Raw genomic sequence first — 24,788 nt, forward strand, 5'->3', positions numbered from 1 at the left:
AAGTTTAAACGTTATGCTTAATTGCTATGACTAAGACACATTTGACCAATAAAAAATTTTCTGACTTTGCTATTGCACCGGAAGTGGTCGCCGGATTAGCTGAGAATGGCTTTGAATATTGCACGCCAATCCAAGCAAAGTGTTTACCTTTTGTCTGTGACGGGCGAGATATCGCTGGTCAAGCACAAACGGGTACTGGTAAAACATTGGCTTTTTTAACAGCCACTTGCCACCGTTTGATGCAAACAGAAGGTCGCTCCAGAAAGCACCCAAGAGCGCTGATCATGGCTCCTACGAGAGAGCTTGCGATTCAGATCCATAAAGATGCAAAAATTATTGCGCCACACTGTGGTCTAAACTTAGGTTTAGTATATGGTGGCGAAGATTATGAAAAACAACGGGCGCAACTCGAAAAAGGTGTCGATATTTTAATTGGTACTACGGGTCGTCTAATCGATTTCTACAAACAAGGTGCTTATAACCTTAATGAAATCGAAGTTGTTGTACTTGATGAAGCTGACCGTATGTTTGATTTGGGCTTCATTAAAGACATACGTTATCTATTCAACCGTATGCCACCGACAGCTGAAAGATTAAACCTGCTTTTCTCTGCGACTTTATCTTATCGAGTGCAAGAGTTAGCTTTTGAACACATGACCAATCCAGAGCATGTGCAAATTGAGCCAGATGTAAAAACGGGTAAACGTATCCAAGAAGAATTATTTCACTCTTCTCATGATGACAAAATTCCGTTGCTTCTTACCTTAATAGAAGAAGAATGGCCTGAAAAAGCAATTGTATTTGCAAACACTAAGCAAAGTTGTGAAAACGTATATGCGTGGCTAAAAGCAGATAAACATCGTGTAGGCTTATTAACCGGTGATGTAAATCAAAAGAAACGTCAGTCAATTTTGGCACAATTTACCAAAGGTGATTTAGATATTCTTGTGGCAACCGATGTTGCTGCGCGTGGTCTGCATATTCCTGAAGTAAGTCACGTATTCAACTTTGATTTACCGGATGACTGTGAAGATTACGTTCACAGAATTGGTCGTACGGGTCGTGCTGGTGCATCAGGTCATGCAATCAGTTTTGCCTGTGAACAGTATGCATATAACTTACATGAGATCGAAGAGTACATAGAACATTCGATTCCTCTGTCTCATTATGATAAAACAGCATTAATTGAAGATTTACCTAAACCAAATACGCAGAGAAGACGTCATCACTCTGGCCCAAGAAAGGGAAACAATCGACGTCAATCAAATTACAATAAATCGAAAGCGAACACTTAAGAAGTTGTAATTGCGGGATCTTGCAGCTAGAGGTACAAAGTGGCCAAAAATATAGATAATAATAACGTCTTCGCCGTTATTGATTTGGGCTCTAACAGCTTTCATATGTTGATTGCAAAACACATTGCCGGTGGTGTTCACACCATCGGTCGGGTTAAACGTAAAGTGCGTCTGGCTGCAGGCTTGGACGAAAACAACATGTTATCTTCTGATGCAATGCAACGTGGCTGGGAGTGTTTGGCGCTATTTGCCGAAAGGTTGCAAGATATACCGAAGCAAAATATCAGCATTGTCGCAACGGCAACGCTGAGGCTTGCTACTAATGCCCATGAGTTCAAAACTCAAGCCGAAAAAATTCTCAATCATAAAATCAATATCATCAGTGGTGAGCTTGAAGCGCGTACTATATATAAAGGTGTTGCACATACTTCTGCATGCCAAGGTGAACAATTGGTGATCGATATTGGTGGTGCAAGTACCGAGGTTGTCATAGGCAAAGGGTTTGAAGCGCTGCTTTATAAAAGCTTAGATATGGGGTGTGTGACTTATCTAGAGCGTTACTTCCAAAATGGATTACTTTCTGAAAGTAATTTTGATAATGCCATATCAGCCGCTCATAAAGTAATCGCACCAATAAAGTATCAATATATTGAGACTGGCTGGGAGTTGGCCATTGGTGCATCTGGTACTGTGCAAGCAATTCAAGAGATCTTAGCTGCAACAGGGCAAACTGATCTGCTTTCTTTAGAAAAGTTACAGCATATAAAAGCCGAAGCGATAAAGCATAAAAACGTATCAACACTTTCTTTGCCGGGTCTCAGTGAAGAACGCCGTTTGGTGTTTGTCTCTGGATTAGCAATTCTTATTGCATTATTTGAAGCGCTGAATATTCAGCAGATGGGGCTTGCAGGTGGCGCGCTTCGAGAAGGTGTGCTTTACAGTATGATCTCAGATCTACACCATTCTAATATTCGTGAAAGAACGCTTGAAAGCTTTGCACTGCGTTTTCATACCGATAAAGAGCAAGCGAAACGTGTTTCAGATGTAGCCCTATTAATAGCAAAACAACTTCAGCATGCCTGGCAACTAGATTTACAGCAAGTAAATGTATTGCTTTGCGCAACAGCGCACTTACACGAAATTGGTTTGCTAATAGATTACAAACAATATCATCAGCACAGCGCCTATATATTAAGTAACACCGATATGCCGGGTTACTCGCCAGCAGAAAAGAAAGTCATTGTCAGTCTTTTAAAAGGCCACCGTGCCGATTTAAATGATGCACTGTTTTCACATCTTGGTGCTAATAAAGCACTGACCGAAAAGTTAGTACGCATAATTAGGCTAGCCGTTATCCTATCTATGCGACGCAAAGATGATGTTTTACCTACCTTTGAAGTAAAAGCAGATAAAAACAGACTTAATATTAGCTTTTCTGAAGACTGGTTAGCTCAACACCCACTTATGAAAAGTGAGCTTGAACAAGAAAGCGTGTATCAATCAAAGCTAAATTGGCAGTTTAGTAGCTAAAACTGCTCACTTATTCTACATAAAACATCGAAATTATAAGGTTTCGGTCAAAATACACGCGAACAGTTAGTTTTTTGCATTTTTCTTTAAAAAAGGGCTTGCGTAATTTTCTGCTCTCCCTATAATGCGACCCCACTGACACGGGGCGAGACGCTGAAAAGCAAATCAAAACGATGTCGAGTCAAATAAAACTTAAATTTAAAAACTTTTTAAATTAAGTGTTGACATAAAAAGTGAAGTCGTTATTATAGCGCTCCACTTCGCAGCAAGGCTGCGGTAACTAACCAAGGTTAGTTTCAACGTTCTTTAAAAATATGAAGCAATCATCTGTGTGGGCACTCGTACAGATTGAGTTCTAACAGCTCTTGATTCAGGAGCAAAAAAATTAGAGTCTCAATTTCTTATGAGTGACTATATAGTCAATTTATACAGAATTCATTGAGCACGAAACTTCGGTTTCAAAAAACTTTTAATTGAAGAGTTTGATCATGGCTCAGATTGAACGCTGGCGGCAGGCCTAACACATGCAAGTCGAGCGGTAACATTTCTAGCTTGCTAGAAGATGACGAGCGGCGGACGGGTGAGTAATGCTTGGGAATATGCCTTAGGGTGGGGGACAACAGTTGGAAACGACTGCTAATACCGCATAACGTCTACGGACCAAAGGGGGCTTCGGCTCTCGCCCTTAGATTAGCCCAAGTGGGATTAGCTAGTTGGTGAGGTAATGGCTCACCAAGGCGACGATCCCTAGCTGGTTTGAGAGGATGATCAGCCACACTGGAACTGAGACACGGTCCAGACTCCTACGGGAGGCAGCAGTGGGGAATATTGCACAATGGGCGCAAGCCTGATGCAGCCATGCCGCGTGTGTGAAGAAGGCCTTAGGGTTGTAAAGCACTTTCAGTAAGGAGGAAAGGTTAGTAGTTAATACCTGCTAGCTGTGACGTTACTTACAGAAGAAGCACCGGCTAACTCCGTGCCAGCAGCCGCGGTAATACGGAGGGTGCGAGCGTTAATCGGAATTACTGGGCGTAAAGCGTACGCAGGCGGTTTGTTAAGCGAGATGTGAAAGCCCCGGGCTCAACCTGGGAACTGCATTTCGAACTGGCAAACTAGAGTATGATAGAGGGTGGTAGAATTTCAGGTGTAGCGGTGAAATGCGTAGAGATCTGAAGGAATACCGATGGCGAAGGCAGCCACCTGGGTCAATACTGACGCTCATGTACGAAAGCGTGGGGAGCAAACGGGATTAGATACCCCGGTAGTCCACGCCGTAAACGATGTCTACTAGGAGCTGGGGTCTTCGGACAACTTTTCCAAAGCTAACGCATTAAGTAGACCGCCTGGGGAGTACGGCCGCAAGGTTAAAACTCAAATGAATTGACGGGGGCCCGCACAAGCGGTGGAGCATGTGGTTTAATTCGATGCAACGCGAAGAACCTTACCTACACTTGACATACAGAGAACTTACCAGAGATGGTTTGGTGCCTTCGGGAACTCTGATACAGGTGCTGCATGGCTGTCGTCAGCTCGTGTTGTGAGATGTTGGGTTAAGTCCCGCAACGAGCGCAACCCCTATCCTTAGTTGCCAGCGATTCGGTCGGGAACTCTAAGGAGACTGCCGGTGATAAACCGGAGGAAGGTGGGGACGACGTCAAGTCATCATGGCCCTTACGTGTAGGGCTACACACGTGCTACAATGGCGCATACAGAGTGCTGCAAGCTCGCGAGAGTTAGCGAATCACTTAAAGTGCGTCGTAGTCCGGATTGGAGTCTGCAACTCGACTCCATGAAGTCGGAATCGCTAGTAATCGCGGATCAGAATGCCGCGGTGAATACGTTCCCGGGCCTTGTACACACCGCCCGTCACACCATGGGAGTGGGTTGCTCCAGAAGTAGGTAGCTTAACCTTAGGGAGGGCGCTTACCACGGAGTGATTCATGACTGGGGTGAAGTCGTAACAAGGTAGCCCTAGGGGAACCTGGGGCTGGATCACCTCCTTAACGATTTAGAACAGATTTGTTCGTAGTGTCCACACAGATGATTGTTGAATAGAATTAGAGAACAAAACATTGTTTGGGTCTGTAGCTCAGCTGGTTAGAGCGCACGCCTGATAAGCGTGAGGTCGGTAGTTCAAGTCTACTCAGACCCACCACTTTGCTTAAAGTCGGTCATAAACAATGTATTCCTAGTAATGTGGGGCTATAGCTCAGCTGGGAGAGCGCCTGCCTTGCACGCAGGAGGTCAGCAGTTCGATCCTGCTTAGCTCCACCACTTTACTACTTACTCCTCATAGATAAATGCTTTGACTACAGAGTCTTTAACTCTGAGAAGTAATTCTCTTGCTCTTTAAAAATTTGGAAAAGCTGATAATTAATTCTTTTAGAAGAAATTCTAAAAAGAGTTTTCAAAAGTAAAACAATGCCGATAAACATTCATTTGTTTATTAGCGTCTACTTTAGTATTCAATATTAACTTCTGGCGAAGTTAAAACTGTCTTTAGCAGTACAACTTAAAACTATTTTGGGTTGTATGGTTAAGTGACTAAGCGTACACGGTGGATGCCTTGGCAGTTGGAGGCGATGAAGGACGTACTAACTTGCGATAAGCCTAGTCAAGCCAGTAAGAGGCGCTTGAGACTAGGATTTCCGAATGGGGAAACCCACCTGCTTGCAGGTATCGTTAACTGAATACATAGGTTAACGAGGCGAACGCGGAGAACTGAAACATCTAAGTACCCGTAGGAAAAGAAATCAACCGAGATTCCGAAAGTAGCGGCGAGCGAAATCGGACTAGCCCTTAAGCTTTAGTGTAGTTAGTGGAACATTCTGGAAAGTTTGACGATACAGGGTGACAGTCCCGTACACAAAAACTTATCTAAAGTGAAATCGAGTAGGTCGGAGCACGTGAAACTTTGACTGAATATAGGTGGACCATCATCTAAGGCTAAATACTCCCAACTGACCGATAGTGAACCAGTACCGTGAGGGAAAGGCGAAAAGAACCCCTGTGAGGGGAGTGAAATAGAACCTGAAACCGTGTACGTACAAGCAGTAGGAGCCCTTCGAGGGTGACTGCGTACCTTTTGTATAATGGGTCAGCGACTTATATTTTGTAGCGAGGTTAACCGTTTAGGGTAGCCGTAGCGAAAGCGAGTCTTAACTGGGCGTTGAGTTGCAAGGTATAGACCCGAAACCCGGTGATCTAGCCATGGGCAGGTTGAAGGTTGAGTAACATCAACTGGAGGACCGAACCCACTAACGTTGAAAAGTTAGGGGATGACCTGTGGCTTGGAGTGAAAGGCTAATCAAACCGGGAGATAGCTGGTTCTCCCCGAAATCTATTTAGGTAGAGCCTCGGACGAATACTTACGGGGGTAGAGCACTGTTAAGGCTAGGGGGTCATCCCGACTTACCAACCCTTTGCAAACTCCGAATACCGTAAAGTAATATCCGGGAGACACACGGTGGGTGCTAACGTCCATCGTGGAGAGGGAAACAACCCAGACCGTCAGCTAAGGTCCCAAAGTGTATGTTAAGTGGGAAACGATGTGGGAAGGCTAAAACAGCTAGGAGGTTGGCTTAGAAGCAGCCATCCTTTAAAGAAAGCGTAATAGCTCACTAGTCGAGTCGGCCTGCGCGGAAGATGTAACGGGGCTAAACATACCACCGAAGCTACGGCTGCATACATTAGTATGCGGGGTAGGGGAGCGTTCTGTAAGTGGCTGAAGGTGTGCCGGGAGGCATGCTGGACATATCAGAAGTGCGAATGCTGACATGAGTAACGATAATGCGGGTGAAAAACCCGCACGCCGGAAGACCAAGGGTTCCTATCCCATGTTAATCAGGGTAGGGTAAGTCGACCCCTAAGGCGAGGCTGAAGAGCGTAGTCGATGGGAAACGGGTTAATATTCCCGTACTTGGAATAATTGCGATGGGGGGACGGAGCAGGCTAATCAAGCATGGCGTTGGTTGTCCATGTGAAAGGCTGTAGGCTGGTGACTTAGGAAAATCCGGGTCGCTAAGGCTGAGAGTCGAGACGAGCCACTACGGTGGTGAAGTTGATGATGCCCTACTTCCAGGAAAAGCCTCTAAGCTTCAGATTATTTCGAATCGTACCCCAAACCGACACAGGTGGTCAGGTAGAGAATACTAAGGCGCTTGAGAGAACTCGGGTGAAGGAACTAGGCAAAATTGTACCGTAACTTCGGGAGAAGGTACGCTGTTGTTGGTGATGAGACTTGCTCTTTAAGCTGACGACAGCCGCAGTGACCAGGTGGCTGGGACTGTTTATTAAAAACACAGCACTGTGCAAAATCGTAAGATGACGTATACGGTGTGACACCTGCCCGGTGCCGGAAGGTTAATTGATGGGGTTAGTCTTCGGACGAAGCTCTTGATCGAAGCCCCGGTAAACGGCGGCCGTAACTATAACGGTCCTAAGGTAGCGAAATTCCTTGTCGGGTAAGTTCCGACCTGCACGAATGGTGTAACCATGGCCACGCTGTCTCCACCCGAGACTCAGTGAAATTGAAATCGCAGTGAAGATGCTGTGTACCCGCGGCTAGACGGAAAGACCCCGTGAACCTTTACTACAGCTTGGCACTGAACATTGAGCCTACATGTGTAGGATAGGTGGGAGGCTTTGAAGTGGCGACGCCAGTTGTCATGGAGCCATCCTTGAAATACCACCCTTGTATGTTTGATGTTCTAACATAGGCCCCTAATCGGGGTTGTGGACAGTGCCTGGTGGGTAGTTTGACTGGGGCGGTCTCCTCCCAAAGAGTAACGGAGGAGCACGAAGGTTGGCTAAGTACGGTCGGACATCGTACGGTTAGTGTAATGGTAGAAGCCAGCTTAACTGCGAGACAGACACGTCGAGCAGGTACGAAAGTAGGTCATAGTGATCCGGTGGTTCTGAATGGAAGGGCCATCGCTCAACGGATAAAAGGTACTCCGGGGATAACAGGCTGATACCGCCCAAGAGTTCATATCGACGGCGGTGTTTGGCACCTCGATGTCGGCTCATCACATCCTGGGGCTGAAGTCGGTCCCAAGGGTATGGCTGTTCGCCATTTAAAGTGGTACGCGAGCTGGGTTTAGAACGTCGTGAGACAGTTCGGTCCCTATCTGCCGTGGGCGTTTGAGAATTGAGAGGGGCTGCTCCTAGTACGAGAGGACCGGAGTGGACGAACCGCTGGTGTTCGGGTTGTGATGCCAATTGCATTGCCCGGTAGCTACGTTCGGAATCGATAACCGCTGAAAGCATCTAAGCGGGAAGCGAGCCTCGAGATGAGTTCTCACTTTAACTTTAAGTTAACTGAAGGGCCGTTGGAGACTACAACGTTGATAGGCTGGGTGTGGAAGTGTAGTGATACATTAAGCTAACCAGTACTAATTACCCGTGAGGCTTAACCATACAACGCCAAAGTGGTTTTAGCTCAGAAGCTAATATGAACTAGAGTAGACAGTTTTAGAATTATCAGATTTTTTCCAGATTTTAACAAATTTGCTTGGTGACCATAGCGTTTTGGAACCACCTGATCCCATGCCGAACTCAGAAGTGAAACGAAACAGCGTCGATGATAGTGTGGGTCTCCCATGTGAAAGTAGAACATCGCCAAGCACCTATTTAAAGAAAGCCCGATTCAAAAGAGTCGGGCTTTTTTGCGTTTAGGGTGCTAAATCGTCTTGCACAGTGATGAGGTAATGCTCGGTGATAAAAAGACGAATTATACCATTCCGCATAAAGATTAAGTCAGCTTTATCCATTCTCGGCTGCACATCTTCTTCACTCGATCCGGTAGTGAAATAAATTGATTCCATGCTTTTGAAACTTCATCAACTATGCCGTCATAGCCAGAAAACACTCTATTGGATAAACAATGTTGTCGTATCCAGCTCCATACTTGTTCTATTGGATTTAGCTCTGGTGAATAAGGAGGAAGTTTTATGAGCGTTAAGTTGCTGAATTCTGCCGCAGTATCATCTGTATGCCAGCCTGCGCCGTCTATAATCACAACTGCATGCCTGCCAACTGGTGTAGCTTGTGATATTTGACGCATATGCTGCCTCATCGCTTCTTTATTTACGAATGGACTTACTAACGCTTCAGTTTGGCCTGTGGCAGGACATACTGCACCAAATAAGTACCCGTATTCAAACTGTTGTTGTTTCACAATCCTTGGCCGTGTTCCTGTTTCAGCCCAAATGCGTGTAGTCGGGTTCTGCTGACCAAATCGAGCTTCATCCTGAAACCAGACATCGATACGGTCAAGAGGAAGGTGGCCTGGAGTGTGAAGGATCGTTTCCAGTAGAAAGTTTTTTAAAAGCTTCTTGCCTCTGCTGTGATTGCTTAGGATGCTTCGAGCGACTTGTGATCCAGCTAAAGCCAAGCTGTTTTAGTATTTTATAGACATGATTTAAGTGGTAATGAACGCCAAACTCGGTGCTAATGTAATGCACAATGTCCTCACCGGTTAGACGGCCACCTTGAAGGTCTGAGTTTGCGCGCTTTATAAACTCAGACAGGTGCTCAAGCTGTGGTTGTTGGAGTCTAGATGGACGCCCTTGAATAGGCTTATTGTCTAAGCCATCGAGGCCATGCTCTAGGTAACTAGAGACCCATTTATTAACACTACTTCGTGCAGTATTAAGGCGTTTTGCAATGTCGGCTCTACTATTGCCCTCATAAAATAATGACACGGCAAGCAATCGAATGCGCTTTCGTGCGTTGGGTTCTTTTCGGGAAAGCGATAAAAGCTGTTCAGATATGTTTGTGTTCAACGTTATTGAGTTGGTGATTTTATATGACTTCTATTAGATCAGATATTTAAGCGGAATGGTATTAGCGCAAGGTGAAGTGAGCAACCTTCATAGTGGCCACTCTGTTCATTTTGAAGCCCGATTTCACGCTTGTTATTAAATACACTTTCTCAGCTACAGCTAAACTAGCTCACTTCACCTTGCGCAAAAGAAGAGCATTCGCTGTCGCTAATTTTGCACATAAATTGAATAATAAATTTAAATAATTCGGTCATCTATGTGTATGCTTAACTAATCTCGAAATGGGGTTACTTAACGGGTTTAGAAAAAGTAGCCTGCGAAACGGATAATTTAAATGAAATCTAGGAACCTAAAATTATTATTTTTCACCTTATTGTTAGCTGCTTTTAATTCACAAGCGCTTGAGGTAACCGTTAAAGATCAAGAAGGTAATGTACTCAGCGATGCAGTTGTATGGTTCGAGGGAAAGAAACACCAGCTCAAAACTAACCAAGCCGCTGAGATGTTCAGTATGGGACAAAAAGACAGAACCTTTACACCGCATATTTTAGTGGTACCGCAAGGTGCAAAAGTGGAATTTCCTAATTTCGACTCTATATTGCACCATGTTTATTCGTTTTCAAAACCAAAACTATTTGAATTGAAGTTATATCGAGATACACCTAAATCTGAGATCACATTCGAAAACCAAGGCGTTGTTGAGCTCGGATGTAATATCCATGACTGGATGCTTGGTTATATTCTTGTTGTTAACTCTCACTCTTATGCGTTAACTAATGATAATGGCGTTGCGAAAATTGAGTTAGATAAACAGCAGTTGGGTTCATCATTGTTAAATGTTTGGCATGAACGCTTTGAAAAATTAGATAGCAGTGAACAGCTCACGGTAGTTATTGACTCAGTCAATCAAAAAATTACATACACAATAAAACAACCGCTTATGGAGTCATTCGATTTTGAAGCAGATGAGATGGATGGTTATGAGTAAAATACTTGGAGTTTGTTCTGCTCTGCTATGCACTCATGCTGCAGTTGCAGCTAATATTCAAACAAAGTTTGAAGGTAAGTTCGATTTTAGTTATGACACAGGCTCAGAATCAGTCAGTTGGCTTGATAAAGGTTGGGGGGCAACACGATTCGGTAAAAATGATAATAAGCTGTCAGTTTCACGTGCAGCACTGGCAGGGCGTATAGACTTTGCTGATAGCTGGTCATTTCAAGGAGTCGCACAATATGTGCCGGATCCTAAAACGACAGTTGGTTTCACTGAGGCTTTTCTTGAGTATAGTCCCGCAGCTCAAGGCTATCATGTATCAACCAAACTTGGTGCGTTTTACCCTAAGATGTCTCTTGAAAACACTGGTTTTGGCTGGTCTTCACCTTATTCCTACCACTACTCGGCTTTGAATGCTTGGCTTGGCGAAGAAATCAGAACCATAGGTGCAGAGTTGGTCATAAAGCGCCCTGCACGTAAGTTTAGAAGTAAATACGACTTCAGTTTTCATGGCGCTGTTTTCAAAGGTAATGATCCCGCAGGTACTTTGATTGCGTGGCGAGGACTACTGCCTCATGACAGACAAACACATTTAAACGAGCGTATTGGTTTCGCGCCTTTATACTCTCTTCAAAAACCTCAATTATCTAAGCAATGGCAGCATTCTGATCCTTTTCATGAAATTGATGGTCGTTTTGGTTATTACTTTGGTGCGCATTTAGAGTATTTGAAAAAGCATAGCTTGCGAGTGTATTGGTATGATAATAATGGCGATCCAGCGGTCTTGAATGAGACAATTGGTCAATATGCTTGGGATACTAGATTTTTGAGTGTCGCTTGGAAAAGTAAGCTAACAAAGCAGACCCATTTAGTAGCTCAAGCTATGTCGGGGTCAACCGCGATGGGCAAAGCTCGGGGTGTAAATAATGATTTTCATAGTTGGTTTTTGTTACTAAGCCACAAATGGCAAGATTATCGTTTCTCAGCGCGATTTGAGCAATCAAAGGTGATTGATAAAGATCACTGGGTGTTTGATCCTAATGCAAGTGACAACCAAGCGCTGACATTACATGCAAGTCGTGCGTTTTCAGAGCGTTGGCGCGCAGGGGTTGAGTGGCTTTATTCTGATAGCTGGTTAAGTTATCGCTATAAAAGCGGATTGCCATATGATGTGAAAGACAAAGTTTGGCGAGCGACAATTAGTTATCAGTTTTAGTTAACCTGAGCTCTGGTTATTTATTTGCCATGAAAAAGGGAGAGCAGTTGCTCTCCCTTTTGCTTTAATCACTCAGTCGGTTTAAACCGTTTAATGCTGCTACGCGATAGGCTTCTGCCATGGTCGGGTAGTTAAAGGTGGTATTAACAAAGTATTCGATGTTATTACCCGGGCCCTTTTGTTCCATAATTGCTTGGCCGATGTGAACGATTTCTGAGGCACGCTCACCGAAGCAGTGAACACCTAAAATCTCTTTAGTTTCCGAGTGGAATAATAGCTTTAAGCTACCTACTTGTGTGCCTGTGATCTGCGCACGCGCAAGGTGTTTAAACTGTGCTCTACCAACTTCATATGGAATTTTAGCAGCTGTTAGCTCTTGCTCTGTTTTGCCTACTGAACTCATTTCAGGAATGGTATAAATACCAGCTGGAATGTCATTGATCAGCTTTTCACTGCAATCGCCTGAAACAATGGCTTTTGCGGCGATACGGCCTTGGTCGAATGCGGCGCTCGCTAGACTTGGATAACCAATCACGTCACCAACGGCATAAATGTTATCGATTTCAGTTTGGTAGCTATCGTTAACTTTTAATTGTCCACGGCCATCGGCTTTTAGGCCTACAGCGGCAAGATTAAGCTTATCTGTATTACCGGTTCTACCATTGGCAAATAAAATGCAATCAGCACGTACGCGCTTACCTGATTGCAGATGCAGCACGACGCCATGCTCATGTGGTTCAACTTTTGCAAATTCTTCATTATGGCGAATAACAATACCGCTATTCCAGAAGTGGTAACTGAGCGCATCAGAAATCTCAGCATCCATAAACGCCAGTAATCGATCGCGAGTATTGATCAAATCAACTTTGGCACCAAGACCTTTAAAGATAGAAGCATATTCACAGCCAATAACACCAGCACCATAGATTAAAACGCGCTGAGGGTCATGCTCTAGACTTAAAATGGTATCACTGTCATAAACTCTAGGGTGGGAAAAATCGACACCTGGTGGACGATATGGGCGTGAGCCTGTAGCGATAACAATAATCGGTGCCGTGATAACTTCATAAGAGCCATCATCATGTGTCACTTTAATTGAGTAACGGTCAATAAAGCTGGCGTCACCCTGAAATAATTCAATACGGTTTCTGTCATAGAAGCTGCTGCGTAGGTTTGACTGCTTAGAGATCACATTACTGGCATGGCTAAGAATATCGCCAAAGGTTAAACGCTGCGGTTTTTCAGTGAGGCTGAAAAGTGGGTTTTGTTTATATTCAATTAAACGACTAACAGAGTGTCTGAGTGCTTTTGAAGGAATCGTGCCCCAATGCACGCAACCCCCACCAACCGCTTTATGGCGCTCGATAACGGCAACACGTTTGTGGCTTTTAGATAGGTTCATGGCGGCACCTTCACCACCAGGACCTGAACCTATGATAATGGCGTCATACATAAATGACGCCGGCTTGTCTGTATTTGATTCTGCTTTTTGTTTGGCCACAGCCCCTCCTCAACTTGCGAGTTGGCTATCACCGTTAGGCGTTCGATAATAGCCTTGCATTTAGTGCTAACCATGCCTGTTTTTGAGCCTGCCAAGCCGCTTCTAGCTCTTTATATTGCTTAGCGATGGCTGACATATCATATTGTTCACGCATGGAATCAGCTTTTGCTTCTAATAATTGCTTTTGTACCGCGCAAAAGGTTTGTAACTTTTTTAGAAGCAAATCATATTCTTGTTGTAACAATGTAAGCTGATCTTGGGCTAAAGGCAATTTTGCCAGCTTAACTTTAGTCTTAAGTAACAAGGTTTCTGCTTTGGCCTTTTCGATACGCTCGACTGGTGTGCGTTTAAGTTTGCTGGCAAGGCCGACCGCCGCAAATGCACGGATCATCCATTTTGTTGGGTCGTAGTGGTACCAACGAATGCCATTGCGATAGTCACTGGCAAAAATATGGTGGAAATTGTGATAACCCTCACCGTATGTGAACAATGCTAAAAAGCCATTATCACGGGCGGTATTTTTTTCAGTATATGGGCGAGAGCCCCAAATATGTGCCAGTGAATTGATAAAGAAAGTAAAGTGCTGACTTAATACCAGTCTTAACACACCCGCCAATAACAACATACCGATAATGTCACCAAACAGTGCACCTAATAATAATGGAATACCCACATTTGTTAGTAACACTAGCTTCATGTAATGACGATGTTGGAACATCACGATAGGATTGCGTTGTAAGTCTCTGGCATTGCTGTAATCGCCATAGTTTTTACCTTGGTAGTCTCGCAACATCCAACCAATGTGGCTATACCAAAAGCCATTGGTTGCGGCATATGGGTCTTTGATAGGATCATCGACTTGACCATGGTGAACACGGTGGTCGCTACTCCAGTGCAATGCACTATTTTGCAGTGCGAATGCACCGCCTAGTGCAAATACCCATTGCACAGCTGGGTGAGCTTCATATGTTTTGTGCGCCCATAAGCGGTGGTAACCGGCGGTGATAGACAGGCCGGCATAAAACATACAGACAACAAAAGCTACCCAAGTGCTGGTTTCAAAGCCATGGGTGAATCCATACCAAGGCACTAGGGTAATGGCTGCCAAAAATGACAGGGCAAAAAATAAGACATTTGTCCAAATCAGAGGGGGTTTTTTCATCTTCAAAAAATCTCAGCGTACACTTGTACGCTAAAATAGTATTTCATTCTCATCTCGTCAAGTATTAGACTGCACAAGTTATCGATAAACTCTAGGGAGAAAATATGTCAGGTGTTCGTGCACAACAAAAACAAAAAACCCGACAAGCCTTGATTGTAGCTGCATTTAACCAGCTCAGTGCGGAACATAGTTTTTCTAATTTGAGTTTAAGAGAAGTGGCAAGAGAAGCGGGTATTGCACCGACTTCGTTTTACCGACACTTTAAGGACATGAATGAACTCGGTCTAACCATGGTTGACGAAGCGGGTTTAACACTGCGCCAACTGATGCGCCAAGCACGCCGTCGTATAGCGAGTGGTGGCAGTGTGATCAATACTTCTGTGCTGACTTTTATGGAGTTCATCGACACCTCGAGTAACCAATTTAGATTGTTGTTACGAGAGCGCTCAGGCACATCAAAAGCATTTCGTGCTGCAGTCGCTCGTGAAATTCAGCATTTTATTTTAGAGCTTGCGCATTACTTAGAGGCAGAAACCCCATGCGATGCGAATCATGCTTATATGCAAGCAGAAGCCATGGTGACCTTGGTATTTAATGCTGGTGCAGATGCACTTGATCAAGACACACAACAACGAGAAGAATTAACCGAGCGTCTGATTTGGCAGTTGCGTTATATCGCCAAGGGCGCGAACCATTACGGCACACATCAAGTAAATTCAAAGCCTTCATAAAAAAATCATATAAAAATTAATCTACTCGATTGTTTACTGTTCAAATTTAAAAAGACCCTTAACTTTTATGTTTAAGGGTTTTTTTATTCTTCTGTATATCTATATCTGCTTTTTTGTTTCTTTCTTGATTCTGTTTTTACTGGTTTGTTGAATTGTTTATGCTTGATCTTATGTGTTGCGGCATGTTAAAAATCGCATCAGTTACAGCATAAATACAAAACATGCAGATTAAGAAATGAAAAAGTTCACACAATTGTCACTGCTATTAAACCTCTTACTGATCAAGTATCGGTGTGGGGCGGTGTGCGTGTGAAATGCAGCATAACGAAAACCCCGCACATTGCGGGGTTTTTTGTTTTTGCACTGTTATCTAATGACTGATTAAAACTATTTGCTTATAGCGATGGTGTTCAAAGGGCGATACAAAGGGGTGAGGAGCTAAGGTATGAATGATAAAGTTTGGATTTTTGATACAACATTAAGAGACGGTGAGCAAGCGCTAAAGGCGAGCTTAACTGAAGATGATAAAGTACAGCTTGCACATGCCATTAGCCGCCTTAATGTGGATGTCATGGAAGTTGGTTTCCCGGTTTCAAGCCCTGCAGATTTTCGGGCAGTACAGCGCATCGCCACTGAGATTAAAGGCCCTGCGATTTGTGGTTTAGCTCGGGCCGTGGCAAAAGACATCGAAGCCTGTGGTGAAGCATTACGTCCAGCAGAGCAAAGCCGTATTCATACCTTTATTGCAACCAGCCCTTTACACCTTGAACACAAGCTACGCATGAGCCTAGATGATGCGACTGCGATGGCGGTAAAATCAATCAAGCTAGCCCGAAATTACACCGATGATGTGGAATTTTCGTGTGAAGATGCCGGCCGTACTCCACATTGGGATTTATGTCGTATTGTCGAGCAAGCGATTAAAGCGGGCGCTTCAACCATCAACTTACCTGATACTGTGGGCTATGTGACGCCTGACGAGTATGCGGCAATGATCCATCATTTAATGAATAACGTGCCAAATATTGACCAAGCGCGTTTAAGTGTGCATTGTCACAACGACTTAGGTTTGGCGGTGGCAAACTCAATTGCTGCAGTACAAGCCGGCGCGCGACAAATTGAATGTACGATTAATGGTATTGGTGAGCGAGCGGGTAACTGTTCATTAGAAGAAGTGGCGATGATCATGAAGATGCGTCACGACCATTTAGGTGTTTACACCGATATCCGCAGCGAAGAGATTTACCGTGCGTCGCGCCAAGTTGAGACCATTTGTAATATGCCTGTGCAGCCGAATAAAGCTATTGTCGGTGAAAATGCTTTTGCGCACAGCTCAGGCATTCACCAAGATGGCGTATTAAAAGCACAAAATACCTACGAGATCATGGCCCCAGAAACCGTGGGTGTACCAAACAACCAATTAAATATGACCTCGCGTTCAGGTCGTCATGTGATTGAGCATCGCTTAGAAGAATTGGGTTATCAAAAGTCTGATTATGACATGGATAGCTTATATGACAGCTTCTTAGCGCTAGCGGACCAAAAAGGCACGGTCTATGACTATGACCTAGAAGCCATGATCTACTTTAATCAGATCAGTGATAAAGACGAAACTTACCAACTTGAGTTTGTAAACTCAGCGTCAAACTCTCAATCAGTCGCCAGTTCGACTATTGGCATGACAGTCGGTGGGCAATCAAAGCAAGAAGCTGCCACAGGAAATGGTCCGGTCGAAGCCTCATTCAAAGCCATTGAACGTATTACGGGCATGGCGGTTGACGTGATTGAATACAACTTAGATGCCACAGGCCAAGGTGCAAGCTCACTTGGCCAGGTAAATATTATTGCTAAATACGATGGTCGCCAATATCACGGCGCCGGCCTTGCTGCCGACATCGTAGAAGCCTCAGTACGCGCCATGATCCGCGTATATAACTTAATTGACAGAGCACAAAAAGTGTCTGACTTAAAACAACAAAGGAAAGCAGGATGAGCCAACAAAGTTACCAAGTCGCCGTTTTAGCTGGAGATGGCATCGGCCCTGAAGTCATGTCTGCCGCCGAGCAAGTATTAGACGCGGTTAGCGCGAAGTTTAATTTTACGCTACAACGTGAGCACCATGCCATTGGTGGTGCTGCCATTGATGAATTTGGAGCGGCGCTTCCTGACTCTACTTTAGCGGCATGTGAAAAAGCGGATGCCATTTTATTTGGCTCTGTAGGTGGCCCTAAGTGGGAGCATTTACCACCGAATGAACAGCCAGAGCGAGCATCTTTACTGCCACTTCGTAAGCACTTTGGTTTGTTCTGTAACTTGCGCCCAGCACAGCTATTACCTGCACTGAGCGCCGCGTCTCCTCTTCGAGCGGATATCAGTGCGCAAGGTTTTGATATTTTATGTGTGCGCGAGTTAACGGGCGGTATTTATTTTGGTGAAAAAGGCCGTGAAGGCGAGGGTGCGAGTGAAGCTGCATTCGACACGCAACGTTATTCTCGTGCTGAAATTGAGCGCATCGCGCGCTTTGCATTCGAAGCGGCGCGTCTGCGTAGTAACCATGTTACGTCAGTAGACAAAGCCAATGTATTGGCCTCAAGCGTACTATGGCGTGAAGTTGTCACCGAAGTGAGCAAAGACTACCCAGAAGTAACGCTTGATTATATTTATGTAGACAACGCAGCAATGCAACTGGTGAAGCAACCAAGCCAGTTTGATGTGCTGCTTTGCGACAACTTGTTTGGCGATATCTTGTCAGACGAATGCGCGATGATCACAGGCTCTATGGGCTTATTACCCTCAGCCAGTTTAAACCAGTCAGGCTTTGGTTTATATGAGCCAGCAGGTGGCTCGGCGCCAGATATTGCGGGTAAAGGTATTGCGAATCCGATTGCACAAATTCTAAGTGCGGCCTTAATGCTTCGTTATTCTTTAGGGCAAGATGAAGCGGCACGCACCATTGAGAAGGCTGTGGCAGAAGCTGTCGCGGCAGGTGTGGGCACGCCAGATATCTACCCTCAAGGCGGTTACACCACACAAGATGTAGCACAAGCAATCGTTTCACGTATTTAATTTTGGCTGATGGCTGCACCGTCATGCAGCCAAGATAAGAGGATGTAGCAAGTGGCTCAGACCTTATACGATAAAATTTGGCAATCTCATGTGGTTGCACAAATCAATGAACAAACCGATTTACTTTATATTGATCGTCACTTAGTACATGAAGTGACGTCGCCACAGGCATTTGCGGGACTGCGCGAGAATAACCGCAAAGTACGTTGCCCTGAGAAAACTTTTGCGACCATGGATCATAACGTTTCAACCAAGAGTCGTTCGTTAGATGCCGCAAGTGAAGTGTCGAAAAACCAATTAATGGCGCTTGCGCAAAACTGTAAAGACTTTGGTATTGAGTTATATGATTTAAACTCGATTAACCAAGGCATAGTGCACGTCATGGGTCCAGAGCAGGGGATCACCTTACCGGGGACTACAATTGTATGTGGTGATAGCCATACCTCAACACACGGTGCATTCGGTGCCTTAGCGCATGGTATTGGTACTTCTGAGGTAGAGCACGTATTAGCAACGCAAACACTTCAGCAGAAAAAAGCCAAATCATTGAAGATCCAAATTAATGGTGTGCTGCGTCCAACCGTGACCTCAAAAGATTTAATTCTAGCTGTGATTGGCAAGCTAGGTACTGCTGGTGGTACGGGCTATGTGGCAGAGTTTTGTGGCGAAGGTATCGAAGCCTTGTCAATGGAAGCGCGTATGACGCTTTGCAATATGAGTATCGAAATGGGCGCCAAAGCGGGCTTAATCGCGCCAGACGAGACGACATTTGCTTATCTAGAAGGGCGTCCATTTGCACCAAAAGGGGATGACTTCAAAGCCGCCGTTGAATATTGGCAGACACTGAAATCAGATGAGGATGCACAGTTTGATTTAGTCGTTGAGCTCGATGCGCAAGATATTCAACCACAAGTGACTTGGGGCACAAGCCCAGAGCAAGTTATTGGTATTGATGAGCGAGTACCAAACCCAGACGAAGAGGCAGATTTAATCAAAGCTGATGCCATGCGTGCAGCCTTGAAGTATATGGGTCTTGAAGCTGGCCAGAAGTTATCTGATGCAAAAGTCGATACCGTATTTATCGGTTCTTGTACTAACAGCCGCATTGAAGATTTACGTGCAGCCGCTGAAATTGTCAATGGCAAGCAGGTTGCGACTGGCGTTGAAGCCTTGATAGTGCCGGGCTCTGGCCTAGTAAAACAGCAGGCAGAACAAGAAGGCTTGGCGGATATTTTCAAAGCAGCTGGATTTGAATGGCGAGAGCCAGGCTGCTCTATGTGTCTTGCAATGAACGATGACAAGTTGGGCGCTGAAAAGCGCTGTGCTTCGACCTCTAACCGTAACTTTGAAGGTCGTCAGGGTCGCGGTGGTCGAACTCACTTAGTGAGTCCTGCGATGGCAGCGGCAGCGGCAATAGCCGGTCACTTTACAGATATTAGAGGAGCGGTGTAATGGCGGTTTATCATCAAGGTTTATTGGCACCTTTAGACAAAAATAACGTCGATACTGATCAGATTATTCCGAAGCAGTTTTTAACTTCAACCAGTCGTGACGGCTTTGATAAAGCGCTGTTTTATGACTGGCGCTATTTAGATAATGGCAGTGCGAATCCTGACTTTGTGTTAAACGCAGAATGTTATCAAGGCGCTTCGGTACTTCTGACACGTGATAACTTTGGTTGTGGCTCATCTCGTGAGCATGCGCCTTGGGCATTAAAACAGTATGGGTTTACTGTGATCTTGGCGCAAAGTTTTGCAGATATTTTCTTTAACAATTGTGGTAACAACCAGATGTTGTGTATCGCGCTATCGGCAGACACATTGGATAGCTTGTTTGCGATTGCAGAGCAGCATCAAGATATTCAGGTTGAAATTGATTTAGAAAATCAGCAGATCCGCAGTCAGTATTTCGATGCCATCGACTTTGATGTACGTTCAGATATCAAAGCGCGTTTATTAAGTGGCTTAGATTTCATTGGTGAGACTGAGCAGTTGAATGCACAAATCGATGCGTTTGAAGCTAACTTAGCTGCCGAGCGTCCTTGGCAATAAAGCTAATAATTCAGCGTTAATCGCGTTTTTTTGCATCTAACCAGAGAGCTGACTACTCTCTGGTTTTTCTTTTTTAGGACAAGCATAATGAAAAAAAGCCTAGCCGTTCTTGCGCTACTTGTTAGTGGCTCAGCCATCGCGCGTCCAGCGCCACTGGTATCAATTCCAACTCATGATGCATTTTTCGATAAAATTGCTGCGCATTGTGGTAAAGCGTATCAAGGTAAAGTAACCCTGGATAACCAAGGTCCGAGCAAGTTTAATGAAGCCAAGCTCGTGATGCATGTGCGTCGTTGTAACGAAAAAGAACTACAAGTGCCTTTTCATGTAGGAAAAGATGCATCTCGTACTTGGATCATCACCAAAACAGGCAGTGGATTAAGTTTGAAGCACGACCACCGTTTAGAAAATGGCGATGATGACCCGTCAACTATGTACGGCGGCCATACAGTCGATGCTGGCTTTGCAAACGTGCAGTCTTTCCCTGCAGATCAGTATTCAAAAGAGTTATTTGCGAGCCAAGGCATTCCTCAGTCAATGGGCAACACATGGCAGATGTATATCTACGATGAGAAATTTACTTACCGTTTAGTGCGTGAAGGTCGTGAATTCAGAGTTGATTTTGACTTAACGAAACCAATCACGCCACCAAAAGCCCCTTGGGGTTATAAGGACTAAATTGGCATTCTGGCACTGTTGCGTCTAGTTTTAATAATTGACTCAATTCAGTGCCAATTATGTTGGCATGGCTAGGAGCATTGCTAATGCCAATTACCGCCAGACAAAAACAACTCGTACAACAAAGTTTTGCTCAGGTTGAACCAATTGCTGAGCAAGCCGCCGAAATTTTTTATCAAACGCTGTTTCAATACGATCCAAACCTAAAACCTTTATTTAAGTCAGATATTAAAAGCCAAGGACAAAAGCTGATGGCAACGTTAAAGTTAGCCGTTAGAGGGCTCGATGATCTTGATGGGCTCATTCCTGTTTTACATAAATTAGCTGAGCGACACGTAGACTATGGTGTCGAAGCGAAAGATTTTACGCCCGTGGGCAACGCATTACTTTATACCCTGAAAGTTGGATTAGGCGAGCAGTGGACGCCTGAGCTAAGGCAAGCGTGGGTCGATACGTTTCGTACAGTCGCAACTGTTATGAAAGCCCACGCTTTTAACGATTGAGAAGGTTTTTATTTAGGCACGCATTTTACTTCGGCTTGTAGATCTGGCTGGTAAGCGCGAGGGTGAGTCGGTAATCTTTCAAAGTCTTGCACGCCTTTTTGTAAGGTCAATTGTGCATTCATACCTTGGCAAAGTTTTTCTGAGTGCCTTAAGAGAAATACGCTTTGCTTTGTGAAATGCGCATAATCATCTGAGCGTACACTTAAAAAATAGTGGTTATCATTAAACTTGGTTTGTTCATAATGCACTTTGTGATCGAAGTCATATAACTTTTCAGGCTTCCCCATTGGGGTTGGAGTATGATGGCAAGCTGCAAGCGTCCAACTTAAGATGCTAATAGCGGCAAGTCTTATCCATGTTGATTTCATAACATTCTCAAATGTAAAAGGTGAAGGTGAGGTTTTATATGCCTCAATATACCTGTTTATTTTATCACAGCTTGGCAGGGTACGCTTTTTAGCAGAACATATCGGTGTGTTTTAAGTGCCAATAGCACGCAGCCAATGTCTCTCTTCTGTAGTTGAAATGTTTGCACTGACAGTGAATTAACGCCAAGAATAGACTCATCAGATACGCCCGACTCTAAAAGTAAGGTACTACTATTCATGAACACATTATTTGAAATTAAAGGTGGTACACCTCCATTTAAAGACACGACCGCGCTTTGTATTTCAGCTTTCATGGTTGGAGTTGTGAGTGCAATAATGGCAGGTAAAGGCTCACTTGACTGAGTGTGTTTACACCCAGTCAAGCTTATGCAACTTAAAAGTAAAGTGCAGACAATAAGGCGCATTACTGCTTTTTGATCTCAATATCAACTAAGCCATCACGCATAGGGTGATATGGCGTAGATAGGCCAATACCTTGGCCTTGAGAATGCACTGAAATTGCAGGAACGTTTTGTACAGACTGTTTGCTCACTGGACAATTGCCGGTTTCGATGTGAGTGAGTGCTGCGGCTAACATCCCTTCTTTACTATCACCCAATTGATTTGCAAAATCGTCAGCAACCGTACAACCAGGTACCTTATCAGTCAAACCAATGGTTGATTGAGTAATTTCAGTCTCAGGAACTGGTTTAAAGCCCTCAGCATAATCACCGAAGTCTTTTGCATTCGCACCTTTAAATTGTACTGTGTAATACACTTCTCCACAGTTCGATTCAGGCGTAAAGCCATACGGCTTACCGCATGTTTGACCACCAATTAATACAACTTTAACGTTAATACCGCGCAAACCATTGATTAAAGATTCACTGGCTGAACAAGTACCACTAGAACTTAAAATATATACTGTGTCTAGATTTACGCTCGGCAGTAGATTGTTTGTGAATTCGCCCGCATCCCAATCAATGGCGAGGTTTACAAACGGATAATATTTGTTTTCGTCGCTGCGTTTGTCATTATGAATTAGCGAGCTGAAAACTTTTGCATTATTACTGTCTGAAGCTTTTGATTGTTCTTCACCTGCGACCATGTATCCCAACTGGGCTGACATAGCAACTAAGCCGCCACCGTTGTAACGCATATCTAAAACAAGTTCGTCGACATTTTCGTTAGCAAATTGGTTAAATGCCTCAATTAACGGTTCCTGACCGACTTGTATGAATTGGTTGAATTGTACATAGCCTACTTTTTTGTTTGCCACTTCAATTATTTTTGCATTTTGAACTGGAGTAGATTGCACATCAGTCGCGGTTAACGAAAAAGTAATCGGTTCATCTACATTCTCTCGCTTAACAGTAAAGCTATGTGTTTCTCCAGCTTTAGGTAGTAGGCCTGCATTAAGCTTATCTGTTTCAGTGCTGGTGTTTATATCAACCCCGTTAATGGCTGTAATCGTGTCACCTCTCAGCAGCCCTGCTTGGGCCGCAGGTGAACCATCTTGAGTGAAAGCCACTCTAAGAACTCGCGGCGGCATGCTACTGATAAATGCCCATCTAACACCATAGCCAGAGACCAAACCTGACTCAGCTTCTTTTTTGAAATCTTCATAACTTTCTGAGTAATGGTATTTATCTTTTGCTTCACCAGACTCAGTGACAGCATCGGTTTTTAAATGTCTGAAATATTTAGCTACAGTGTCTAGCTGTTCATCAGAGTCGAAGTCAGGGTGTTTTGGATCTTTATCTTCAACTTCGTCATACCAAAGGTAAGTTTCATTGCTGAAAGAGCGTAGCCACATTTTTTCATGCATGGCCGTGCCCGCTTTATCTGGGTATGGCGCATTTTCATACGGATCTGTACCAGTTCGTGGAGTCTCACACTGATGTTGAAATGTATCCGATGCAGCAAATTGGCCTGCAGTCCATGTCGGCTCTGTTATCGTGCCGCTATTGTCGGTTGGTGTAGGTGTTGTTGTGTTGTTATTATTGTTTGAACCACCACAACCACTCAGTGCTGTAGCTGACAATGCTAGCGCGATACTAAAACTAAGCGTTTTTAATTTCATCATTTAAATCCCATCTAATCTGATTTGTTCAAAATACCAATAAGTATTTGTAAACACAATTGGTACAACCAGATAAAGCTAATTTAATGCTAATCATACGGAATGTATTTTTGCCAAGTTGTAAATAATTGTTGCTGTTTTTTAGATAACTTCAAGCCATAGGTTTTATGCATATAAAAGTAAGCATCAGCGATTCTTTTCTTGGCAAAATCCGGTGGCTCAACTGTGCGCCTTTTAAAGTCCACTTTAACAGGGCAGGCGCCATGCTTTAGTTCTGTACTTGGTAACATACCAAAGCGATAATTACTTCTGTCACCGTTTATTTCACCAATAGCGGGTGCTAAATTGTTAATATCTGCTTCCATTTTGCGAAATTTAGCACTGACTTTTCGGCAATTTTTCCTACCACCGTCTTGCCAGCACTGTAGCTGGTGGCCAAACTCCCAAGCCGACACAATGTGCTCCCATTCAATACGGGTGGCACGGCTATTTGGTTTGCCTGCATGGGTATAGGGTTTTCTTGGTTCATAACCACAACTGTTAGCATCAGGGATGAGCTTTTTACCTTGGCGCTTGATCTTACAGCCGCAGTAAAGCGTTGTGGCATCTTTAGGTAGGGTTTTATTGAGATATTTTTTTGCTTGTGAAAAGCTTGAAAACTCTTTGCCAAAAGTTGGCGGGCTCAGCAATAGCAAAGCCATTAACGCGAATAGCGGGCGCATTTCTCTCACCTAAGTGGACTACAGAAAAATGCACTATATCACCGCAATAAAGGCTTTGAAATTATCTTATTGATTGCAATAGTCTTATTAAAATAATGCTTTA

Annotated in this window: 18 protein-coding genes, 2 tRNA genes and 3 rRNA genes; 17 read left to right on the top strand and 6 right to left on the bottom strand. The window is 44.2% G+C overall.

All coding sequences use genetic code 11. The features are described 5' to 3' along the window. The first annotated feature begins 26 nt into the window (after nucleotides 1-26). From rhlB to rrf, 7 genes are all read left to right on the top strand, one after another. Complete coding sequence (gene rhlB / locus ACH784_RS00475) at nucleotides 27-1,295, top strand: ATP-dependent RNA helicase RhlB (protein WP_404392584.1); 1,269 nt, start codon at nucleotides 27-29, stop codon at nucleotides 1,293-1,295. 39 nt (nucleotides 1,296-1,334) lie between these two features. Beyond that, entirely contained in the window at nucleotides 1,335-2,825 is a 1,491-nt protein-coding gene (gppA, locus tag ACH784_RS00480) for a guanosine-5'-triphosphate,3'-diphosphate diphosphatase (protein ID WP_404392586.1), read from the top strand. A gap of 470 nt (nucleotides 2,826-3,295) precedes the next feature. Beyond that, a 16S ribosomal RNA gene (locus ACH784_RS00485) occupies nucleotides 3,296-4,828 on the top strand. A gap of 75 nt (nucleotides 4,829-4,903) precedes the next feature. Beyond that, nucleotides 4,904-4,980, top strand: a tRNA-Ile gene (locus ACH784_RS00490). 43 nt (nucleotides 4,981-5,023) lie between these two features. Further along, nucleotides 5,024-5,099, top strand: a tRNA-Ala gene (locus tag ACH784_RS00495). A 260-nt stretch (nucleotides 5,100-5,359) separates the two neighbouring features. Next, a 23S ribosomal RNA gene (locus tag ACH784_RS00500) occupies nucleotides 5,360-8,243 on the top strand. A gap of 93 nt (nucleotides 8,244-8,336) precedes the next feature. Continuing rightward, a 5S ribosomal RNA gene (gene rrf, locus ACH784_RS00505) occupies nucleotides 8,337-8,450 on the top strand. Together the 16S, 23S and 5S rRNA genes with 2 tRNA genes alongside form the textbook arrangement of a ribosomal RNA operon. A gap of 127 nt (nucleotides 8,451-8,577) precedes the next feature. Here the strand turns inward: rrf and ACH784_RS00510 are convergent. Further along, nucleotides 8,578-9,598, bottom strand: a protein-coding gene (locus tag ACH784_RS00510; RefSeq protein ID WP_404395135.1) for an IS630 family transposase whose coding sequence is annotated in 2 segments (ribosomal slippage) — nucleotides 8,578-9,144 and nucleotides 9,146-9,598 — 1,020 coding nt in all. Because the reading frame shifts where the segments join, the coding sequence is not laid out codon by codon here. A 346-nt stretch (nucleotides 9,599-9,944) separates the two neighbouring features. Here ACH784_RS00510 and ACH784_RS00515 point away from each other — a divergent pair. Together ACH784_RS00515 and ACH784_RS00520 are read left to right on the top strand one after the other, a co-directional pair. Beyond that, nucleotides 9,945-10,598, top strand: a complete 654-nt coding sequence (locus tag ACH784_RS00515) for a methylamine utilization protein (protein WP_404392588.1) — start codon at nucleotides 9,945-9,947, stop codon at nucleotides 10,596-10,598. Further along, nucleotides 10,591-11,820 carry a hypothetical protein gene (locus tag ACH784_RS00520; RefSeq protein ID WP_404392590.1) on the top strand — a complete coding sequence of 410 codons (1,230 nt, stop codon included), beginning with the start codon at nucleotides 10,591-10,593 and terminating at the stop codon, nucleotides 11,818-11,820. The genes ACH784_RS00515 and ACH784_RS00520 overlap by 8 nt, the downstream gene beginning before the upstream one ends. Before the next feature lie 64 nt (nucleotides 11,821-11,884). Here ACH784_RS00520 and sthA read toward each other — a convergent pair whose 3' ends face one another. Together sthA and ACH784_RS00530 are read right to left on the bottom strand one after the other, a co-directional pair. After that, complete coding sequence (gene sthA / locus ACH784_RS00525; RefSeq protein ID WP_404395136.1) at nucleotides 11,885-13,273, bottom strand: Si-specific NAD(P)(+) transhydrogenase; 1,389 nt, start codon at nucleotides 13,271-13,273, stop codon at nucleotides 11,885-11,887. 82 nt (nucleotides 13,274-13,355) lie between these two features. After that, entirely contained in the window at nucleotides 13,356-14,483 is a 1,128-nt protein-coding gene (locus tag ACH784_RS00530; protein ID WP_404392592.1) for an acyl-CoA desaturase, read from the bottom strand. 104 nt (nucleotides 14,484-14,587) lie between these two features. Here ACH784_RS00530 and fabR point away from each other — a divergent pair, with 104 nt between their 5' ends. The 7 genes from fabR (at nucleotide 14,588) to ACH784_RS00565 (ending at nucleotide 21,512) form a co-directional block, all read left to right on the top strand. Beyond that, a complete protein-coding gene (gene fabR / locus ACH784_RS00535) occupies nucleotides 14,588-15,214 on the top strand; it encodes an HTH-type transcriptional repressor FabR (protein ID WP_058028411.1) in 627 nt (208 codons plus the stop codon). Nucleotides 15,215-15,659: 445 nt separating this feature from the next. Then, nucleotides 15,660-17,207: a 2-isopropylmalate synthase gene (gene leuA, locus ACH784_RS00540; protein ID WP_404392594.1), complete on the top strand. Its 1,548-nt coding sequence runs from the start codon at nucleotides 15,660-15,662 to the stop codon at nucleotides 17,205-17,207. Beyond that, nucleotides 17,204-18,280, top strand: a complete 1,077-nt coding sequence (leuB, locus tag ACH784_RS00545) for a 3-isopropylmalate dehydrogenase (protein WP_138480089.1) — start codon at nucleotides 17,204-17,206, stop codon at nucleotides 18,278-18,280. The genes leuA and leuB overlap by 4 nt, the downstream gene beginning before the upstream one ends. A 51-nt stretch (nucleotides 18,281-18,331) precedes the next feature. Then, nucleotides 18,332-19,732, top strand: coding sequence for a 3-isopropylmalate dehydratase large subunit (leuC, locus tag ACH784_RS00550; protein WP_404392596.1), 1,401 nt, complete (start codon nucleotides 18,332-18,334; stop codon nucleotides 19,730-19,732). Further along, nucleotides 19,732-20,331, top strand: a complete 600-nt coding sequence (gene leuD / locus ACH784_RS00555; protein WP_404392598.1) for a 3-isopropylmalate dehydratase small subunit — start codon at nucleotides 19,732-19,734, stop codon at nucleotides 20,329-20,331. The genes leuC and leuD overlap by 1 nt, the downstream gene beginning before the upstream one ends. Nucleotides 20,332-20,418: 87 nt before the next feature. Beyond that, the gene (locus tag ACH784_RS00560) at nucleotides 20,419-21,009 is read left to right on the top strand and encodes a hypothetical protein (protein ID WP_404392600.1); all 591 of its coding nucleotides are present in this window, start codon (nucleotides 20,419-20,421) and stop codon (nucleotides 21,007-21,009) included. Nucleotides 21,010-21,095: 86 nt separating this feature from the next. Beyond that, entirely contained in the window at nucleotides 21,096-21,512 is a 417-nt protein-coding gene (locus ACH784_RS00565) for a globin family protein (protein ID WP_404392602.1), read from the top strand. An 8-nt stretch (nucleotides 21,513-21,520) separates the two neighbouring features. On the opposite strand, the gene ACH784_RS00570 is transcribed toward ACH784_RS00565, so the two are convergent. Then, nucleotides 21,521-21,880, bottom strand: coding sequence for a hypothetical protein (locus ACH784_RS00570; protein WP_404392604.1), 360 nt, complete (start codon nucleotides 21,878-21,880; stop codon nucleotides 21,521-21,523). 237 nt (nucleotides 21,881-22,117) lie between these two features. On the opposite strand from ACH784_RS00570, the gene ACH784_RS00575 reads away from it, so the two are divergent. Continuing rightward, nucleotides 22,118-22,243, top strand: coding sequence for a hypothetical protein (locus tag ACH784_RS00575; protein ID WP_404392606.1), 126 nt, complete (start codon nucleotides 22,118-22,120; stop codon nucleotides 22,241-22,243). Nucleotides 22,244-22,304: 61 nt separating this feature from the next. Here ACH784_RS00575 and ACH784_RS00580 read toward each other — a convergent pair whose 3' ends face one another. Beyond that, a complete protein-coding gene (locus ACH784_RS00580) occupies nucleotides 22,305-23,966 on the bottom strand; it encodes a S41 family peptidase (RefSeq protein ID WP_404392608.1) in 1,662 nt (553 codons plus the stop codon). Between the two features lie 86 nt (nucleotides 23,967-24,052). Further along, entirely contained in the window at nucleotides 24,053-24,685 is a 633-nt protein-coding gene (locus ACH784_RS00585) for an endonuclease (RefSeq protein ID WP_404392610.1), read from the bottom strand. Nucleotides 24,686-24,788: the final 103 nt, after the last annotated feature.

The organism is Pseudoalteromonas phenolica, assembly GCF_044788725.1.
GTDB lineage: Bacteria > Pseudomonadota > Gammaproteobacteria > Enterobacterales > Alteromonadaceae > Pseudoalteromonas > Pseudoalteromonas phenolica_C.

Bases quoted from the DNA above. Each gene is read 5' to 3' on its own strand.
- leuA (WP_404392594.1), top strand. From the start codon at position 15,660: ATGAATGATAAAGTTTGGATTTTTGATACAACATTAAGAGACGGTGAG.
- sthA (WP_404395136.1), bottom strand. From the start codon at position 13,273: ATGTATGACGCCATTATCATAGGTTCAGGTCCTGGTGGTGAAGGTGCC.
- rhlB (WP_404392584.1), top strand. From the start codon at position 27: ATGACTAAGACACATTTGACCAATAAAAAATTTTCTGACTTTGCTATT.
- ACH784_RS00565 (WP_404392602.1), top strand. From the start codon at position 21,096: ATGCCAATTACCGCCAGACAAAAACAACTCGTACAACAAAGTTTTGCT.
- ACH784_RS00560 (WP_404392600.1), top strand. From the start codon at position 20,419: ATGAAAAAAAGCCTAGCCGTTCTTGCGCTACTTGTTAGTGGCTCAGCC.
- ACH784_RS00520 (WP_404392590.1), top strand. From the start codon at position 10,591: ATGAGTAAAATACTTGGAGTTTGTTCTGCTCTGCTATGCACTCATGCT.
- ACH784_RS00570 (WP_404392604.1), bottom strand. From the start codon at position 21,880: ATGAAATCAACATGGATAAGACTTGCCGCTATTAGCATCTTAAGTTGG.
- leuB (WP_138480089.1), top strand. From the start codon at position 17,204: ATGAGCCAACAAAGTTACCAAGTCGCCGTTTTAGCTGGAGATGGCATC.
- ACH784_RS00585 (WP_404392610.1), bottom strand. From the start codon at position 24,685: ATGCGCCCGCTATTCGCGTTAATGGCTTTGCTATTGCTGAGCCCGCCA.
- leuD (WP_404392598.1), top strand. From the start codon at position 19,732: ATGGCGGTTTATCATCAAGGTTTATTGGCACCTTTAGACAAAAATAAC.
- fabR (WP_058028411.1), top strand. From the start codon at position 14,588: ATGTCAGGTGTTCGTGCACAACAAAAACAAAAAACCCGACAAGCCTTG.
- ACH784_RS00575 (WP_404392606.1), top strand. From the start codon at position 22,118: ATGAACACATTATTTGAAATTAAAGGTGGTACACCTCCATTTAAAGAC.
- ACH784_RS00580 (WP_404392608.1), bottom strand. From the start codon at position 23,966: ATGATGAAATTAAAAACGCTTAGTTTTAGTATCGCGCTAGCATTGTCA.
- ACH784_RS00515 (WP_404392588.1), top strand. From the start codon at position 9,945: ATGAAATCTAGGAACCTAAAATTATTATTTTTCACCTTATTGTTAGCT.
- ACH784_RS00530 (WP_404392592.1), bottom strand. From the start codon at position 14,483: ATGAAAAAACCCCCTCTGATTTGGACAAATGTCTTATTTTTTGCCCTG.